The sequence below is a fragment of the Micromonospora sp. NPDC048830 genome (assembly GCF_043198215.1).
Taxonomy (GTDB): Bacteria; Actinomycetota; Actinomycetes; order Mycobacteriales; family Micromonosporaceae; genus Micromonospora.
This window is the reverse complement of record NZ_JBICUP010000064.1, coordinates 1-17,249: the sequence shown is the minus strand read 5'-3', so window position 1 is coordinate 17,249 and position 17,249 is coordinate 1. Positions and strand designations below refer to the sequence as shown.

Below are 17,249 nucleotides of genomic sequence, written 5' to 3'. Positions count from 1 at the left end.
GTCAGCCTTTCTTCAGACGCGGGTTCCGGGCGTCGTTGAAGGCGTCACCGAGGAGGTTGAACGCCAGCACCGCCAGAAAGATCGCCATACCTGGGAAGACCGACAGCCACCAGGCTTCTCGGAGGTACTGCTGCGCCTGGTGCAGCATTGTTCCCCAGGAGACGACATCGGGGTCTCCGAGCCCGAGGAAGCTCAGCGAGGCCTCCAGCAGGATCGCCTGCGCCACGTCGAGGGAGGCGATCACGACCACGGGCGGCAGCGCGTTGGGCAGGATCTCCGAGAAGATCGTCGTTCGGGTGCGCAGGCCGACCGCTTTCGATGCCTCGACGAACTCCTGCTCACGGAGCGAGAGGAACTCCGCCCGGACGATACGAGCCGCGGGTGGCCACGAGAGGAGCCCGATGACCGCGATGATCCGGTCGATGCCGCCGCCTATCATCGCCACCACGACGAGCGCCAGGATGAACCTCGGCACTACCTGGAAGAGTTCGGTCAGACGCATCAGCGCCGTGTCGAGCCAGCCGCCGAAGTATCCCGAGAGCGATCCGACGAGGACCCCGATGATTATGGCAAGCGCGGCCGCCAGGAGACCGACCAGGAGCGAAAGTCGCGCCCCGTGAACGAACTGGCTGAACACGTCGCGGCCCAGAGAGTCCGTACCCATGTACGCCTGTGATCCCGGGTTCAACAGCGTGTCCGGGCCGGTCGCACCGGGCCGGTCGGTCGCGAGCAGGTCCGCGAAGACGGCGATGACCGCGAAGAGGGCGATGATGCTCAGGCCCGCCACTCCCGTGGGCTGTTTCACGAACCGACGCCAGGTCTCCATGATGTCCCCCACCTCAGTACCGGATCCGTGGGTCGAGGACCGCGTACACGAGATCCGTGACCAGGTTGGCGACGACGACTCCCAGGGTGATGACCAGCAGGACCCCGAGAAGGACCGGATAGTCCCGGTCGGTGACCGCCTCGAACAGCAGACTGCCGAGGCCGGGCCAGTTGAAGACGGTTTCGATCAGCACGGACCCGCTGAGCGCGAAGCCGAGGTTGTAGCCGATCACCGTCACCACCGGCAGCAGGGCGTTCCGGAGACCGTGCCGGGTCACGACCGCTCGCTCGCTCATGCCACGCGCCCGCGCCGCGACGACGAAGTCCTTGCGCAGTGTCTCCAGCATGCTCGTTCTGGTGATCCTCATGTTCAGCGCGATGTAACGGCAGGAGAGCGCGAACGCCGGAAGCACCAGGTAGGTGGCGACCTCCGTCACCCGCGCGAAGCCCTCGCCGGGATTGCGGATACTGCCCATCCCGCCGGTCGGGAACCACCCCAGCCGCAGAGAAAGGAAGATGACGAGGATCTGGCCCAGCCAGAAGACAGGGATGGCATAGCCGGCCAGCGACACGAACTGGATGCCCGAGTCCAGGGTCGATCCCTGCCGGACACTCGCCAGGACACCGAGGAGCACGCCGGCGATCGCGGCAACCCCCATCGCCGTGATCACCAACAGCAGCGTCGGTCCGATCCTGGCCCCGATCAGGGAGGCGACCGACTCTCGGTGGGCGAACGAGTAGCCCAGGTCACCCTGTAGCAGGGACCGCAGGTAGAGAAGCAGTTGCTCGTAGAGCGGTTCGTCCAGCCCGTACTCTGCGCGCACGGCGGCGACATACTCCGGTGGCGCCGGAAAATCGCCGACCAGTGCCGTCACAGGATCGCCCGGCGCGAGCTGGACCAGCAGGAAGTTAATGCAGACGACTCCCAGGATCAGGGGCAACGCCTGCAGCAGTCGCACCGCGGCATATCCCATCAGCCGAGCCTGGTCACGCATCGGTAGAAGTCCTCTCGTCGATAGTGGCCACGTCGAGAAGCGCGTCGACCGAGGGCGACTCGTCGAGGCCGAGACACGTCGCCAGCAAATGCGCCGCCCGGTCCGGACCCAGGACGGGCGAAACCCACTCGTCGACCTTGCTCGCGAGGCACGCCTCATCGAGCACGCCGGTGCAGTCATCATGAGTCGGCGGAACGCCCCGAACGAGGTCGCGGCCGGCGACCGTGCGGATCCTCACCTGCGGCCCACACTCGTGGGCCGGCGACAGCACCACCTTGTCAAGGTGACGACGCACCGCGTCGTCCTGCCAGGCCGCACCGCGGTAGGCGTCGTTGACCCGGTCGCCGTACCGCAGCGCGGCGGAGACGGCGAAGGGGAGACTGAGCTGGGCCGAGATCGCGGTGGCCACCTGGTAGCTCCCGAACATCCGTAGCGCATGTGGCGGGCACTCGACCCGGACGGCCGCGACGTCGTCACCGGCCAGGTGCTCCTCCCGCATGAGCGCGAGAGTCGTGTCGATCGCCCAGTGCACCCCGCGGCACGCCGCGTGCCTCTTGAACCCCGCGGAAAGGATCGCGGGCTGTGTTTCAGGCCGCAGCGCGGTCTCGTCCAGGGTTCCCCCGGCCATGCAGTCGGCGAGTCCCCCGAAGCTCGCCTCGAAGATCTCCGCGGGCCCGGTGAAGCCCTCGGCCGCCAGGAGCGCCGACTCCACGCCAATCTGCGCTGCTCGCCCCGCGTGCAACCGCTTCGTCATCGCCCCGTCGGAGAGGAACGCCCACACGCCGCCGGTGCAGCTACCGGCAATGGCGAGCGCGTGGGCGCTCTCGCCGACATTCAGCCCCAGGAGCCGGGCGGCCGCTGCCGCCGCCCCGAACGCGCCGCAGGTGCCCGTGACATGCCAGCCTCGGTCGGTCTGCGCGCGGTACCCGCCCAGCAGGGCGGTGGCTCGACCGGCCGCCTCGTACCCGGCGATGACGGCGTCCAGGAACTCCGTCCCCGACGGCCGCACCACCTCGGAGAGCGCGAGGACCGCCGGGAGCACCACCGCCCCGGAATGACCGCAGCCTCCGAAGTCGTCGATTTCCAGGGCGTGCGCGGCTGTTCCGTTGCACAGCGCCGCCCCCGGCGCTGACCTGCGCTGGTCCGTGCCGACGACGACGGCCTGAGCGCCGGTGTCCCCGCGACCGACTGCGGCGCGAACCAGTTGTGCCTCCGTCGTGCCGGCCCCTGCGATCATGGCGGTCAAGGTGTCGACGACGGCCTGGCGGGCTCTGGTCCGCGCGTCCGTCACGGTCAGCCCTGCGGGCAGCGTCTCAGCCAACTGCTGGACCATCGTGTGCACGGCTTCAGTCCTTCGACGTCCGAGGTCTCGTCACTCGCTCGCGATGGAGACGGTCTCCCACCACTCCATCGAGTCGGGCGCCTTCCACATGCCCTCGACCTGCTCGCGAACCAGGTCCTTGGTGGGGTTCTCGTTGAGCACCAGGGTCGGCAGGTCCCGCGCCAGGATCTCCTGGACCTCGAAGTACGGCTTGGCCCGCTCGTCGTAGCCCGCGACGCTCTCGCCCTGCCGGAAGAGCTCGTCCACCTTCAGGTTCGAGTACCCGGAAGCGTTGGTGAACGGCTGTTTACCGATGGCGGAGGACACGTACAGCCGCTTGATCCCGATCGCCGGGTCGCCCAGGGTGGTGTAGCGCTGGACCGTGGCGTCGAAGTTCTTCTCGGCGAAGACCTTCTTGAGCATCACGGCGCGCTCGAGCGGCTCGAGCTTCACGGTGATGCCGACCTTGCCGAGGTGATCCCGCAGAATCTGAGCGACGTCGTTGAAGGCCGACTCCTCGGAGGTGAACGGGACGGTGATCGCGAACCGCTCGCCCGATCCTTTTCGGCGGTAGCCTGCGGCGTCGAGCAACTCCTCGGCGCGAGCCGGGTTGTGCGGGTACATGGTTCGGTAGTCGATGTTCGGGTTGTGTGCCCACTTGATCCGGGTATCGATGGCACTCACGCCAGGGTTGCTGTACCCGAGGAACACCTTCTCCACGATGAAGTCGCGGTCCAGGGCGAAGGCAACGGCCTGCCGCACTCGTGCGTCGTCGAACGGCGCCTTCGTGGTGTTGAAGATCAGTACGTAGTTCGCCGGGAAGTTCGTGTTCTCCCGGCCCTTGATGCCGGCAGCGCCCTTGAGTCTGTCGAAGGTCCGGATGTCGAGGGTGTAGTCCGTGATCACGTCGACCTCACCCGCCTCGAGCGCGGCGGCGGCGGACTGGGCGTCGGACATCGGCTGGAGGATCACCCGGTCGAGATAGGGCATCCCCTCCGAGGATCGCCAGTAGTCCTTGTTCTTCGTGAGCGTGATCTGCCGGCCGGTCTTCCAGGACTCGAACTTGAACGGACCTGTTCCGACCGGGTTCTCCTTGTTGCGCGGGTGGCGCAGGATCTCGTCGCCTTCCGCGTCACCGTAGACGTGCTTCGGAAGCACCGCCGCGTTCGAACATGTCAGGAGCGGCAGGAACGGACCGTAGGGCTCCGCCAGTTTGATGACCACCGTACGGTCGTCCGTCGCCTCGATCGAGGACACGTGCCCGAAGGCGTCCCCGGACCTCGGGTGGAACTTCGACGTGACGTTCGTGTAGGTCCAGACGACGTCGTCCGCGGTGAAGGGTTTCCCGTCGTGCCACTTGACGGCCTCGCGCAGGTGGAACGTGTAGGTCAGCTGGTCGTCCGAGATCTCCCAGCGCTCCGCGAGACCGGGTTGGACCTGCAACTTGTCGTCGAGACGGATGAGCCCTTCGAAGATCTTGCATCCGACGGCGAGATCCGGGTTGCCGGTGGTGAGGGCGGGGTTCAGGGTGGCGGGGTCGCCGGAGATGACCTGGATGAGGGTCTTCGAGTCACCCCCTGAGCCCTGCTGCCCTCCCGCCCCCGAACAAGCTGCGAGCATGAGGAGCGAGGCAAGCCCCGCCCCCACGGCTCGAAGAGCGGGCATGGTTGGCGACGGTCTGACGGATCCATCCCGTTGAGCTGACCTGACACGCATAGTCACGTCCTCTGATCCACTGTCCCGAAGGGGAACTCCTCAAATGGACCGCCGCTGATGCTGGTAACCCGGCGACGTTCGCGCTAAGTTATGACGCCATCCGGTCATCCAACAAGATGATATCTCGTATAGCTATCATTCATGTCGTGAATACATGGGGGGAGCCATGGACCTACGTCGCATAGATTTAAATCTGTTGGTGGTACTGGACACCATCCTGGCCGAGCAGCACATCACCCGGGCGGCCGCGAGGCTGGACATGAGCCAGCCCGCAGTCAGCAACGCGGTCAACCGGCTGCGACGCATGCTGGACGACCCGCTGCTGGTACGCACCGGCCGCACCCTGCAGACGACGCCGTACGCCGACGCGCTGCGCCCAAAGGTCCGCAGCATCCTGGCGGACATCGAGCAGACATTGACCACGCGCCCGACGTTCGAGCCCGCGTCCGACGCTCGAACGTTCTCCATCGCCGCCACCGACTACATAACGGTCATCCTCCTCCGGCATCTGGTCGGCATGCTCGCGAAGCAGGCGCCGAACATTCGACTCGTGGTCGGGCCCGTGCATGAGGACTACACCAGCCAGCTGCGGCAGGACCGGGTCGACCTGCTCTTCCTGCCGCAGGAAATCGCCACGTCAATCGGCCATTTCCCGGGGGAGTCGATCTTCGTCGACCACTTCGTGCTGGCGATGTGCAGGGAGCACCCGGCGCGGGGTACGAGCGACCCGCTCAGCCTTCTCGCGGATGAGCCCTATCTGGCCTGGCGAGCGCATGGTCCGAACTCCTTCGTCGACCAGCACCTGGATCGCCTGGGAATCGCCCGGCGCGAGGAGATGGCCACGGAGAGCCTCATGACCGCGCCCTTCCTGCTGCGTGGAACGCGGCTGGTGACGATGCTGCACGCCAGGTTGGCGAGAGAGCTCAGCGAGTCCGCGGGAATCGCGTTCATCCCACTCCCCCTCGATTTGCCCACAATCACCCAGCGGATGTACTGGCACTCCCGCCGTACCGACGACGTGGGCCACCAGTGGGTGCGCAGAACAGTCCGCGAGGTTGCGCACGAACTACGGGGCGAGGACTGACAGGGTCGGTCCACCTTCCTCATCCGTGGCCAGGCCAGCAGTGGCAATCAGCGGAACGAGGCGAAACCCTCAGACGGCTATTCGGCGCCACCCACCGGACCAGCCGGGATGCTTGGATTTCACGCCGAAGTCACGGTGCTTTCCGGAGTACCACGCGTCGAAGGTGTCGCCCTTGACGCTGACCGTGGTCTCCGCGGCCCGGTCACAGTCACACGGCTTGCCGTCGAGGATCACGTACGACCAGCCGTCGTCGGCGACCCGCTGCAGCGCCTCATGAAAGTCGGGCGCCCGCGCGGCGAGGACCGCAACTTCCTCGGCCACGTACCGATACGCGGTTGCCCGCGACACGCCGAACCCCGCGCCCAGCAGCGTCTTGTCCTCTGCCTTGCGGAACCAGATCAACACGAGCAACGTCTGGTAGAAGCAGGTCAACGCCCGTGTTCCACGTCGAGTGCCCCGGGCACACCGCTCGGCGGCCAACAGGCTGGCGAGGTAGCGCACCAGTTCCCTGGGCACGTCGACCTATTGGCGGGCCGCACGGAGCACGCGTAAAAAGACCAGCTCAGTGGCGCCTGAATTCGAGAACGGTGGTGGCCTCGCGGTGAGCAGTCCGTTGGCAGTCGCGGCCGCAGGAGCGGGCTTCGGCACCAGCAGACTCGGAGCCGGTCTGGTCATCGAGGCACCGACCACCCTGGTGCCCGGCACCTACGTGGGTACCACTACGTTCAGCGCGATCTGACCTGCGCCCACCACAGCGCGGGCGGGTGGCCACAGCTGTGGTCACCCGCCCGCGCTGTGTGTGCGGGAAGCACCGACCCGTGCGGAGAAGCCCGTCAGGAGTGTGGCACCGGCGATCGTGCATGCCACGAGGTCAGCTGTTGATAGGACGCCGCCGCCACCACGAGAAGGTCCTCCTCGAAGGCCCGGCCGATCAGCTGCATCCCGATCGGCAGTCCGTCTTCGGTGAATCCGGCTGGGAGGCTGATGGCGGGGAGTCCGGTCAGCGAGGGGATCGCATTGTAGCGCAGCACTCCCGTGATGACGTCCACCGTCTGCCCGCTCGGAAGCGTGATCTCCTCCGCACCGAGCGGGGGTGCTCCGAACTCGACGGTAGGCGTCACCAAGACGTCGAAGCTACGCAAGACGTCGTCCAGCAGCGACTGCAGATGGCTCCGGTAGCGCTGCGCTTGAATGTAGTGACTCGCCAGAAACAGCTCGGCGCCTTCCATGAGAGTACGTAGGTCGTCACCGTACTCGTCGGCGCGGGTGCGCAGCCACCGGCCGTGCGTCCCGGCGGGTTCTGCCATGTTGACCACCTTGAGCGCGGTGATGGCGTGCTCGAGGTCGTCGATGTGCACCGTCTCGACGACGGCGCTGAAGGAGCCCAACGGTGACAGGGCCGCGTCGAGCGCCTTCTGGACATCCGGGTCGGTAGGCCGGTCGGCGCCGGGGGCCAGCACGGCGACTCGAAGGTTGGTGGGTTCAGCCGGCCGGAGCGCGACCGGGCGCATGGACGTGGCCGGGTCCTTCGAGTCGTGTCCCGCGATCGCCCGCAGGATCGTCCCGCAGTCTTCGGCCGTACGCGCCAAGGGGCCTACGGTGTCCATGCTCCAGGCCAGGGGCGTGACACCGGAGTTGCTCACCCGACCGATGGTCGGGCGAATGCCGGTGACGCCGTTGAACGCCGCCGGGAGCCGGACCGAGCAACCGGTATCGGTGCCCAGGGCTCCGAAGACCTCGCGCGCTGCGACGGCGACCCCCGACCCACCGCTGGATCCGCCCGGCGAGCGGCCGACATCCCACGGATTCCGGGTGGGGCCGGTGTGCGGGTTGTACGTCGTGACCCCTTGGGCGAACTCGTGCATGTTCAGGCGGCCCAGGATCACCGCTCCCGCTCGCTTCAGCCGCTCTACGACGGTCGCGTCCGACGACGCGACGTCTCCCGCGAGAATCGCGCTGCCCGCCGCATTGACGTATCCGGCCTGCGAGATGTTGTCCTTGAGCGCGAGAGGGACGCCGTGCAGTTCGCCGAGCACATGCCCGGCACGTCGCATCGTGTCCAAGGCGTCGGCGACCTCCAGTGCCCGGGTGTGATCCACCTGGACGAAGGCGTTGAGCGTCTCGTCCAGTTCCTCGATGCGGTCCAGGCATGCCTGGGTGGCTTCCCGGGAGCTGACCTCGCCGCTGGCCAGCAGCGTGCGCAGCGTCACGATGTCGAGGTCGGCGACGGTGTGCGCACTCACTGCGGTGCCCGGTAGAGAGGAAGGTGCGGCCGGGAGTCGACGAACCGGCTCAGCTCGTTCGCCGCCGGTAGCAGGGACTCCAGGTGGGCTCGATCGACCCGAGCACGTTCGTCGGACAGGTCCAGATCCACGAGACGTGCCATGTCACGCACCAGCCGGTCCGCCGAGCTGAGCTCGTCGTCGGTGCTCATGAGGCTGCTGATGCCGCGAACGGGCCGAACTGCGCCGCGCTCCAGCCGGCGTCGAACGGAGCAATGGTGGCGAACCGCAGCCGCATCTCCGCGAACTTCCAGCGGCCGTCCTCGATGCGCATGGTGTCGTCGTACCATCCCGAGACCCAGTGGTCGCCCCTGCCGTTGACCGTCGACGGCTGCCACAGGTACCAGCGGACCTTCGCCGAGTTCCCGTCCTCGCTGAGCTCGATGTGCGGCGCCACGATGACATGGAACGCCCAACTCATCCGCCCCGCCGAGTCGGCGTAGAACCGCCTGAGCGCTTCGGTGCCCCGGTGCTCTCCGAAGCCGTGGTCGCCGATCCAGGCGCCGTCCTCGGTGAAGAGCTCCAGGTATCGGTCGGCGTCCGCGCCGGTGTCACACAGGTAGGCGTAGTGGGCCTTGAGCCGGCGGATCTCCTCATGGGACTCGAGCCTGCGGATCCGCTCCTCCAGAGCGATGGTCATGAGTGCGCTTCCTTTCTGCGATGAACTCGGGTGTGCGGGTGGGGTCACATCGTCTGGCCCTCGCCGCTGGTCAACCGGGACATGATCAGTGCGACGAGAATGATCACGCCGTACGCCGCATCGATCCAGAAGGACGGCACCTGGGAGAGGGTCAGCACGTTGGAGACGACTCCCAGGGTGAGGACACCGGTCAGCGCACCGAACATCGAACCCCGGCCGCCGTTGAGGCTGATCCCGCCGATGACCGAGGCAGCGACGGCGGTGAAGATCAGGTTCTGTCCTTGCACCGCGGTGACGGCACCGAGCCGGCCGGCCTGCATCAGGCCGGCGAGGGCGGCCATCGCCCCGCCGAAGACGAAGATGCCGAAGAGCACTCGCTGTACCCGGATGCCGGCGGCGCGCGCGGCGTCGGGATTGCCACCGATGGCGTAGATCGCCCGGCCGATCCGGTGGTAGCGCAGGAACACCCCCACACTCAGGAACAGGATGCCCGCGATGTAGACCGAGACGGGGATCCCCAGGACGGAGCCCGACCCGAGCCAGAGGATGACGTCGGGCAGCCCGAAGACGGTCTTGCCGCTTCCCACTCCGAGCACCAGGCCCCGCAACAGGATCATCATCGCCAAGGTCGCGACGAAGGCGTTCAGCTTCAGGTACACGATCAGGCCGCCGTTCACGGCACCGAACGCCACACCTACGCCCAGTGCTACCAGGATGCCCAGGACGGGGTTCAGCTCCACCCCGTAACCGCCCGTCGCCGCCGGGACCACCAGCAACGCCGCGACCATGGCCGACAAACCGAAGGTCGATTCCAAGGACAGGTCGATCCGGCCGACCAACAGCACAAGCGACAGCGCCACGACGACGACGGCCAGCTCAGAGGACTGCTGGAGCACATTGATCAGATTCCGGGCGGTCAGGAACCGGTCGTTGAGCACAGCGCCGACCACGACCGCCGCAACGAGAGCCGGCACCAGGGCGAAGTTCCGGAAGAACGGAACTGCGGCTGCCGGCCAGCCGCCGCGTTCGCGCCCGGGCAGGGCGGAGGCAGACGTCGAGGTGTACGCGCTCATGAGGGGTTCTCCACGTGTGTGTTCTGCTGACTCAGTCCTTCGATCGCTGCCACGAGCTCGGAGTCCTCCCATCCTGAGGTGAACTCGGCGGTAAAGCGGTTCTGCACGATCACGAGCACCCGGTCGCAGTAACGGAGCTCGTCGATCTCGTCTGAGACGACGATTGCGGCCCTGCCGTCCGCGACAAACTGCTCGACGCGGTGCATGAGAGCGTCACGCGAGGCGACGTCCACACCCTGCGTGGGACGCTCGAGCACCAGGACGTCCGGGTCCGATGCGAGGGCCCTCCCGACGACCACCTTCTGCTGGTTGCCTCCGCTGAGCGCCTTGACCGGGGTCTGCAGGTCGGAGGTGACCACCCCGCAGGAGTTGACCAGCTCCGCGGCGAGACGCCGCTGACGAGCGCGCCCGACGAATCCTGCCGGACCCAGTGCCGGCAAGACGCTCAAGGTGAGGTTCTCGGCGACGGACATCCCTGCCACGAAGCCGCTTCGGTGCCGGTCCTGGGGCACGAAGCCGATGCCGGCCTTGATCGCCGCGTCGACCCGGCCGAAGGGCAGGGCCACGCCACGCAGTGCCACGTTTCCCGACACGACCGGACGAAGGCCGGCGAGACTCTGGGCCAGCTCGAATCCGCCGGCTCCTGCCTGTCCCGCCACGCCTAGGATCTCCCCCTCGCGCAGCTGCAGATCCACTCCGGGCAGATCTCGTTGCCAGGTCAGGGCACGAACGTCGAGCAGGATCGGCGACGACTCCCCGGCTGCGCCGAGTCGCGCGGTGGGGGCTGCCGAGTCCTCGCCGACCATAGCCTCGATCACTTGATGCTCCGCGAAGGAGCTCAGTGCTCCTGCGGCGACCGTGCGCCCATTGCGCAGGATCGTCACGTCGTCGCAGACCTCGTACATCTCGGCGAGGTGGTGGGATATGTACAAGAAGGTGAGACCGGACTCGCGCAGCTGATTGAGGACCGACAGGAGCCGCTTGATCTCAGGCCCTTCGAGCTCGGCAGTCGGCTCGTCGAGGATCAACAGCGGAGTGCGGCGCTTCAGGGCACGGGCGATCTCGATGATGCGCCGCTGTTCGAGCCCCAGGTCTGCCACATCGGTGTCCACTGGAATCCGGATGTCCCAGCGCTCCAACTCCTCCCGAGCCTGCCGACGCATCCGCTTCCAGTCGATGGCGCCGAACCGGGTGGTCGGCTGCTCGTTGAGGAAGAGGTTCTCCGCCACGGAGGCGCCGGGGACGACCGACGGCCGCTGGTAGACGCACGAGACGAGCGACTTCCAGGCGTTGCGGTCGGCCACCGGCGGCACCGGTTCGCCGTCGATGCGCACGATCCCGCTGTCGGCGGACTCCAGGCCGGAGACGATCGACACCAGGGTCGACTTGCCGGCGCCGTTACGACCGACAAGAGCGTGCGAGCTGCCCCGCCGGACCGTGAGCGCGCCGTCGGCGAGCGCTTGAGTGGCGCCGTAACGCTTGGTGACCGCCTCGACATAGAGGGTGGCTGGGCCTGGGTCGTACTCCCCCGGCCCACCCTTCATCGCCATCGAGCTCACGAGTTCGCGTTGTTCCCGAACAGCGAGGCGTCGTCAACGTTCGCCTTCGTGACGAGAGGTGAGGGCAACAGGTCCTCCGGGTTGCCGTTGTTGACGACGATGGTGCTGTCGTGGTCGGTCTTGCCCTCCTCGAAGGTCTCCCCCTTCATCGCTCGGGCGAGGTAGTCGATGCCGTACTCGGCGTACTTGTCGATCGGCTGCGAGACCGTGGCGTCCAGGTATCCCTGCCGGATCTGGTCGAGACCGAAGGGGCAGCCGTCGATGGCGACGATGGAGATGTGCCCCGGCTCGCCGGCCTTCGTCAACTTGTGCGCACCCTTGAGCACGTTGATCACCGACGGCAGCAGGCCGCAGTCGGAGTGCACGTAGATACCCGTGATGTCGTCGTCGGCACTGATCACCGACTGGGTCTGGTTGGCGGCCTCGTCGGCGTTCCAGTGGGTGGGCTTGGACACGACGGCGATGCCGGGGAAGTTCTCCTTGATGCAGTCGTTGAAGCCGTTGGTCCGATCGAGGCCGTTGATGCTGGCCAGGTCACCTTGGAGTTCGAGCACCTTGCCCGCGCCGTTCAGCAGCCTGCCCATCTCCTCACACGCCGACTTGCCCATGAGCGCATTGTCTGCTCGGACGGTGATGGCCACCTTGCCACTCGACGGCGCGACGTCCGTCGCTACGACGGGCACGTCGTTGTCCTTCGCATAGTCGAGAGCGGGCGCGATCGCGTCGGAGTCGATCGGGACCACGATGAGCCCCTCGGCGCCGTTGGTGATCAGCGTTCGCACATCGGTGATCTGCCGGCCCGGGTCCTGCTTGGCATCGGTCGGTTCCAGCAGGCGCAGGCCCGCGTCCTTCGCCTCGGCCAGGGTCAGCTTCTGCTGAACGACATAGCCCTCCTGGGAGAGGAACGGCATCGCCAGTCCGATCGTTTTCCCCTCACTCGTGCCGGCTCCGTCACCGGATCCGTCGTCCGATCCGCAGGCGCTCAGCATCAAGGCGCCGGCCGCGATGAACGCCACCAGGGCCCCGGGTCGCTTGATTCTCAACATGTCACTCCTTGGGTGTGTGCCGAGATCACAGGAACTGCTCGAAGCCACTAGGGCCTCGTGTCGATGGCTCACTCTTCGACACCGCCTGTCGTCCTGTCAATAGTTTGTTCTTATGTCTTTACTTAGCTAGCAGTGAGGAAGGCGAAGCACTTAGCTAGCAGTGAGGGAGGCGAAGCGCTTAGCTAGCAGTGGGGAAGGCGAAGCCGGTGCTGCCCCTGTCTGCACGTTCAGGCCACCTCGTGGTGACGACCTTGGCCTGGGTGTAGAACCGCACGCCCTCGGGCCCATGGATGTGGTGGTCGGCGAAACGCGAGTCCTTCCATCCACCGAAGGAGTGGAACGCCATCGGGACGGGCACCGGCACGTTGACACCGACCATCCCTGCCTTGACCTGCCGTTGGAAGGTCCGGGCAACCCCACCCGAGGCGGTGAACACCGCCGTCCCGTTGCCATAGGGATTGGCGTTCACGAGTTCCAACGCCGTGCCTAGACTCGGCACCCGCAGGACGCAGAGCAACGGTCCGAACACCTCGTCCTGGTACGCGCTCATCGTGCTGGAGACCTGATCAAGCAAGGTAGGACCGACGAAGAAGCCCTCGTCGTGGCCTGGAACCGTCGTGCCTCGCCCGTCGACCACCACGTCGGCACCGTCCCGCTCCGCCTCGTCGACGTACCCGACGACGCGGTCACGGGCAACCGGGGAGATCACCGGCCCGAGGTCGGAGTCAGGCGAGGTGCCGGGGCCCACCCTCAGGCCGAGGGTGAGGTCACGGATCTTCGCGACGAGTTCGTCGGCGATGCCACCGACCGCGAGAACGGCCGAGATGGCCATGCATCGCTGACCCGCCGAGCCGTAGGCGGCCGCGAGGATCTGGCGCGCCGCGTGGTCGAGATCGGCGTCGGGCATCACCACCGCGTGATTCTTCGCGCCCCCCAGCGCCTGTACCCGTTTCCCCGCCGCGCTGGCGGTCTGGTGGACGTAGCGGGCCACCGGCGTCGACCCGACGAACGAGACCGCGGCGACGTCCCGGTGCCTCAGCAACGCATCCACCGCGACTCGGTCACCATGGAGCACGTTGAAGACGCCGGCCGGTAGTCCCGCTTCGGCGTACAAGCGAGCGATGAGGTCGGAGGCGCCCGGTACCCGCTCGGACGGTTTCAAGACGAACGTGTTGCCCGTGGCGATCGCGATCGGGTGCATCCACAACGGGACCATCGCCGGGAAGTTGAACGGAGTGATCCCGGCCACCACGCCGAGCGGCTGCCGGAACGTGAACGTGTCCACACCGGTCGAGACCTGATCGCTGTACTCGCCCTTGAGCAGCTCGGGGATTCCGCACGCGAACTCCACCACCTCGCGTCCGCGCACGACCTCTCCCCGCGCGTCGTCGATCGTCTTCCCGTGTTCGGCGGAGATCACCTCCGCGAGGTCGGTCTCATGCTCCACGAGGAGCTGGCGGAACGCGTACATGACCCGGGAACGTGCCGTGACCGACGCCTCCGCCCACGACTCGTAAGCCTTGGCGGCGCTTGCCACCGCAGCGTCGGCATCAGCCTCCGAGGCGAGTCTGACCCGGCGCGTCGTCGCACCCGTCGCCGGGTCATAGACGTCCGCGACCCGATCGCCCTGTCCTGCGTACCTGCTGCCGCCGATGATGTGGTCGTACGTTGTCGTCTCGATCGCCATCAGAGCATCCTCACCGCGGCGTCGACCGCCGACTCGACGTCGCCGTCGGCTGGGTAGAGCATCGACCTGCCCACGACCAGGCCACGCACGTTCGGACTCTCGAGCGCTGCGGACCAGGAGTCGAACTGCGCGGCCTGGTCCGGCCCCACCTCGCCGCCGAGCAACAGCACAGGCATGGTCGTCGAGGACAGCAGGGCCTCCATGTCGGCTACCACCGGCAGCTTCAACCATGTATACGCCGAGGTGGAGCCGAGGCCGGCCGCGATCGTGGCCGCCCGGATGGCCTCCGTCACGCTCAGGTCATTGGCCAGCCGTCCGTTGGCCCGCCGGGAGATGAAGGGCTCGATCATCGCCATCAGACCGTGCCGGGCAAGGTCGTCGACGGCTGCGCCGCACGCGTGGAGGGTCGATGGCGTCGCCAGGTCCTCCGGATCGATGCGAAGCAGCATCTTCCCGCCTTGGAGTCCGGCCGCGGCTATGGCGTCGGCAGAGTAGCCGGTGAATCGATCGTCGATCTCGAACGACGTGTTGGCGATGCCACCACGGTTCATCGAGCCGATCACGACCTTGCCTTCGAGCGCACCCAGGAGCAGAAGGTCTTCGATCACGTCCGCGGTGCCGAGGACGCCGTCGACACCACTGTGCGCAAGCGCACGCACGAGTCGGTCGAGCAGGCCGACCCGGTTCGCCATGGCCAGAGCGTCGGAGCCGGCGCCCAACGCACCGCGCGCCGGATGATCGGCGGCGACCATCATCAGTCGCTTCTCACTACTCCGCCAGAGCTGCGGCATGGCGCGCTGGGCGAGGAGCTGCTTGATCCGCCCCGGATCCGTTGCGCGCATGCGAACGAGATCGCGCACTTCATCAATTCCTACCACCGTCATATGCACTCCGTCCGAGTCAGGCTTCTGGGGTTGGCGCAAGGAGATCGGCGAGCACCGGCATCTCGTCGGCGCATCCGAGACGACCGACCACGTGGGCCCCGGCGCGACCGGCGATCTCGAGCATCTCCACGAGTTCCCAGCCGTGCAGGAGCCCGTGGCATACGACTCCGCCGAACGCGTCCCCCGCCCCGAGTCCGTTGACCACGGCCACGGGCGTCACGGCGACGTGGACGACGTCGCCGGCTCGCGAACCGAGCACGCCATCCGGCCCTTGCTTCACGATCGCGAGTTCGACGCCGCGTTCGTGGAGGCGGGCCGCCAGTTCCTCCGGACTCCCGGGGCCTACGGCGACCGCACACTCCTGGGTGTTGCCGAGAGCAACGTCGACGTAGGGCAGCAGCTCCGCGATCCGTGCCGCCGCCTCATCCGGCGACGGCCAGAAGGTTGGGCGGTAGTCGAGGTCGAGGACGGTGAGCCCCGGCCGGTCCCGCCGGGCACGCGCGATCGCATGGTGAGCGCTCCGGCTGGGCTCACGACTCAACCCGCTGGCCGTCAGCCACAGCAGTCGAGCCTCGCTGATCGCGGCACGATCCAGGTCGTCCTCCCCGATCATCAGATCCGGCGCGACAGGCGCCCGGTAGAAGTACAGCGGGAAGTCGTCGGGCGGGAACAGCTCGCAGAACGTGATCGGCGTCGCCAGGTCCGGCACCGTCTTCACGAACTCCGTCGCCACGCCGAAGCGCTCCAGGGCACGGACGGCGAAAGAGCCGAACGGGTCGCCCCCGACACCCGTGACGACCGCCGCCCGATTGCCGAGCCGGGCCGCAGCAACCGCGACGTTGGTGGCAGTGCCACCCAGGAACTTGCGGAAGGTCTCCACCTCGTCGAGCCCGACGCCGGACTGCTCGGGGTACAGGTCGACACCGATCCGTCCTACAGTGACGACGTCGTACTGGTCGACGTGTTTGTCTTTACATTCAGGCACGATCGCAAGTCTCACCGACCACCCCCGCCGCTGTCAAGCTTTGTCCTTACATAAGGACTTCCAGGCATGCCGGTCGGTATGCTGCACTCGTGACCAACCCGCTTCAGATCGTCGTCGACCGCTCGAGCCCGATCCCGCTGTACTTCCAGGTGGCCGAGCAGATCGAGGCCGCCATCAATCAGGGCGTGCTCGCCCCGGGCGAGAAGGTCGAGAACGAGGTCACGCTTGCCGCAGAGTTGGGCCTGTCGCGTCCCACCATGCGACAGGCGATCCAGACGCTGGTGAACAAGGGCCTGGTCGTGCGAAAGAGGGGCGTGGGCACGCAGGTCGTACAGAGCAAGGTGCGTCGCTCGGTCGGGCTCACCAGCCTGTACGATGACCTCGCCTCGGCGAACCAGGATCCGCGCAGCGACATCCTGCGCCTGGAGCGGATCGTCGCCGATGAACCGGCGCGCACGGCCCTCGCGCTCAATCCCGGCGACAAGGTCTGGCATCTGAGGCGGCTACGTTTTATCGGCGAGGAACCGCTAGCCATCATGACCAACTACATCCCGACAACGGTTGCGGATCTGGAGTCGTTCGACCTCGAGAACGGCGGACTGTACGGCTCATTGCGCCAACACGGCGTCCATATGCAAGTCGCCCGTCAACGCATCGGAGCCAGGCGCGCCGAAGGCGACGAAGCGCGCCTCCTCCGCCAGGCACGTGGCGCGCCTCTGCTGACCATGAGCCGCACCAGCTACGACAGTGCCGGAAGGATCGTCGAGTACTGCAACCACGTATACCGACCCGACCTCTACTCGTTCGAGACCACACTCGTCGACCGCTGATTCCCTCTAGAGGATCGGTTGTCAAGGGGTGTAGTTGCTTGACTGTCTGTGACGGTGTCACGGAGGATTCGTGTGGGGAAAGTCGCCTCGTTCGTACGCTTCGAGCGTCTTTTTGGTCATGTCCCGTGAGGACTTGTTGAGGGCCTTCCCCGCCCTGCGTTTGCTGCTGCGCCGCCTGCGGCGGATCTCCTCGGTCACGCCTGCGTTCCGCAGCTTTGCTTCGATATAGAGCGACCGGCAATAGGTGTCATCTGAGTCTGCGAGTGGTGGGTCGGGCGTCCCAGCGGTAGAGGGTTCGGGCTCGAGTGATGAGTTGACGGAT

17 protein-coding genes are annotated in these 17,249 nt (G+C 66.8%); 2 read left to right on the top strand and 15 right to left on the bottom strand.

Annotated features, from left to right (window positions below; genetic code table 11):
- Position 1 precedes the first annotated feature (1 nt).
- From ACGFIZ_RS31370 to ACGFIZ_RS31355, 4 genes are read right to left on the bottom strand one after another with little or no spacing between them, the layout of a single operon-like run.
- Entirely contained in the window at positions 2–826 is an 825-nt protein-coding gene (locus ACGFIZ_RS31370) for an ABC transporter permease (RefSeq protein WP_393426032.1), read from the bottom strand.
- 13 nt (positions 827–839) lie between these two features.
- Positions 840–1,820: an ABC transporter permease gene (locus ACGFIZ_RS31365; RefSeq protein WP_393426029.1), complete on the bottom strand. Its 981-nt coding sequence runs from the start codon at positions 1,818–1,820 to the stop codon at positions 840–842.
- Positions 1,813–3,153, bottom strand: coding sequence for an MmgE/PrpD family protein (locus ACGFIZ_RS31360; RefSeq protein ID WP_393426076.1), 1,341 nt, complete (start codon positions 3,151–3,153; stop codon positions 1,813–1,815). The genes ACGFIZ_RS31365 and ACGFIZ_RS31360 overlap by 8 nt, the downstream gene beginning before the upstream one ends.
- Positions 3,154–3,192: 39 nt before the next feature.
- Positions 3,193–4,806 carry an ABC transporter substrate-binding protein gene (locus ACGFIZ_RS31355; RefSeq protein ID WP_393426026.1) on the bottom strand — a complete coding sequence of 538 codons (1,614 nt, stop codon included), beginning with the start codon at positions 4,804–4,806 and terminating at the stop codon, positions 3,193–3,195.
- Between the two features lie 217 nt (positions 4,807–5,023).
- Between ACGFIZ_RS31355 and ACGFIZ_RS31350 the strand changes: the two genes are divergently transcribed.
- On the top strand, positions 5,024–5,941 hold the full coding sequence (locus ACGFIZ_RS31350) for a LysR substrate-binding domain-containing protein (protein WP_393426023.1): 918 nt from the start codon (positions 5,024–5,026) through the stop codon (positions 5,939–5,941).
- Positions 5,942–6,010: 69 nt separating this feature from the next.
- Here ACGFIZ_RS31350 and ACGFIZ_RS31345 read toward each other — a convergent pair whose 3' ends face one another.
- The 10 genes from ACGFIZ_RS31345 to iolC all read right to left on the bottom strand — a co-directional run bounded on the left by ACGFIZ_RS31345 (position 6,011) and on the right by iolC (position 16,112).
- Complete coding sequence (locus ACGFIZ_RS31345; RefSeq protein ID WP_393426020.1) at positions 6,011–6,373, bottom strand: transposase family protein; 363 nt, start codon at positions 6,371–6,373, stop codon at positions 6,011–6,013.
- A 401-nt stretch (positions 6,374–6,774) separates the two neighbouring features.
- A complete protein-coding gene (locus tag ACGFIZ_RS31340) occupies positions 6,775–8,184 on the bottom strand; it encodes an amidase (RefSeq protein ID WP_393426017.1) in 1,410 nt (469 codons plus the stop codon).
- Positions 8,181–8,375 carry a hypothetical protein gene (locus tag ACGFIZ_RS31335; protein WP_145772588.1) on the bottom strand — a complete coding sequence of 65 codons (195 nt, stop codon included), beginning with the start codon at positions 8,373–8,375 and terminating at the stop codon, positions 8,181–8,183. The genes ACGFIZ_RS31340 and ACGFIZ_RS31335 overlap by 4 nt, the downstream gene beginning before the upstream one ends.
- A complete protein-coding gene (locus ACGFIZ_RS31330; RefSeq protein WP_393426014.1) occupies positions 8,372–8,863 on the bottom strand; it encodes a nuclear transport factor 2 family protein in 492 nt (163 codons plus the stop codon). Before ACGFIZ_RS31330 ends, ACGFIZ_RS31335 begins: the two co-directional genes overlap by 4 nt.
- A gap of 44 nt (positions 8,864–8,907) precedes the next feature.
- The gene (locus tag ACGFIZ_RS31325) at positions 8,908–9,936 is read right to left on the bottom strand and encodes an ABC transporter permease (RefSeq protein WP_393426011.1); all 1,029 of its coding nucleotides are present in this window, start codon (positions 9,934–9,936) and stop codon (positions 8,908–8,910) included.
- Positions 9,933–11,486 carry a sugar ABC transporter ATP-binding protein gene (locus ACGFIZ_RS31320; RefSeq protein ID WP_393426073.1) on the bottom strand — a complete coding sequence of 518 codons (1,554 nt, stop codon included), beginning with the start codon at positions 11,484–11,486 and terminating at the stop codon, positions 9,933–9,935. The genes ACGFIZ_RS31325 and ACGFIZ_RS31320 overlap by 4 nt, the downstream gene beginning before the upstream one ends.
- 5 nt (positions 11,487–11,491) lie before the next feature.
- On the bottom strand, positions 11,492–12,541 hold the full coding sequence (locus ACGFIZ_RS31315; protein ID WP_393426008.1) for a sugar ABC transporter substrate-binding protein: 1,050 nt from the start codon (positions 12,539–12,541) through the stop codon (positions 11,492–11,494).
- A 178-nt stretch (positions 12,542–12,719) separates the two neighbouring features.
- Positions 12,720–14,228 (bottom strand): CoA-acylating methylmalonate-semialdehyde dehydrogenase, encoded by a 1,509-nt coding sequence (locus tag ACGFIZ_RS31310; protein WP_393426005.1) that lies wholly within the window; start codon positions 14,226–14,228, stop codon positions 12,720–12,722.
- Positions 14,228–15,112 carry an aldolase gene (locus ACGFIZ_RS31305; protein WP_393426002.1) on the bottom strand — a complete coding sequence of 295 codons (885 nt, stop codon included), beginning with the start codon at positions 15,110–15,112 and terminating at the stop codon, positions 14,228–14,230. The genes ACGFIZ_RS31310 and ACGFIZ_RS31305 overlap by 1 nt, the downstream gene beginning before the upstream one ends.
- 16 nt (positions 15,113–15,128) lie before the next feature.
- Positions 15,129–16,112, bottom strand: a complete 984-nt coding sequence (gene iolC / locus ACGFIZ_RS31300) for a 5-dehydro-2-deoxygluconokinase (RefSeq protein WP_393425999.1) — start codon at positions 16,110–16,112, stop codon at positions 15,129–15,131.
- Between the two features lie 74 nt (positions 16,113–16,186).
- Here iolC and ACGFIZ_RS31295 point away from each other — a divergent pair, with 74 nt between their 5' ends.
- On the top strand, positions 16,187–16,927 hold the full coding sequence (locus ACGFIZ_RS31295) for a GntR family transcriptional regulator (protein ID WP_393425996.1): 741 nt from the start codon (positions 16,187–16,189) through the stop codon (positions 16,925–16,927).
- A gap of 57 nt (positions 16,928–16,984) precedes the next feature.
- Here the strand turns inward: ACGFIZ_RS31295 and ACGFIZ_RS31290 are convergent.
- Positions 16,985–17,249, bottom strand: a 265-nt coding sequence (locus tag ACGFIZ_RS31290) for a hypothetical protein (RefSeq protein WP_393425993.1), incomplete at its 5' end; no start/stop codon positions are given.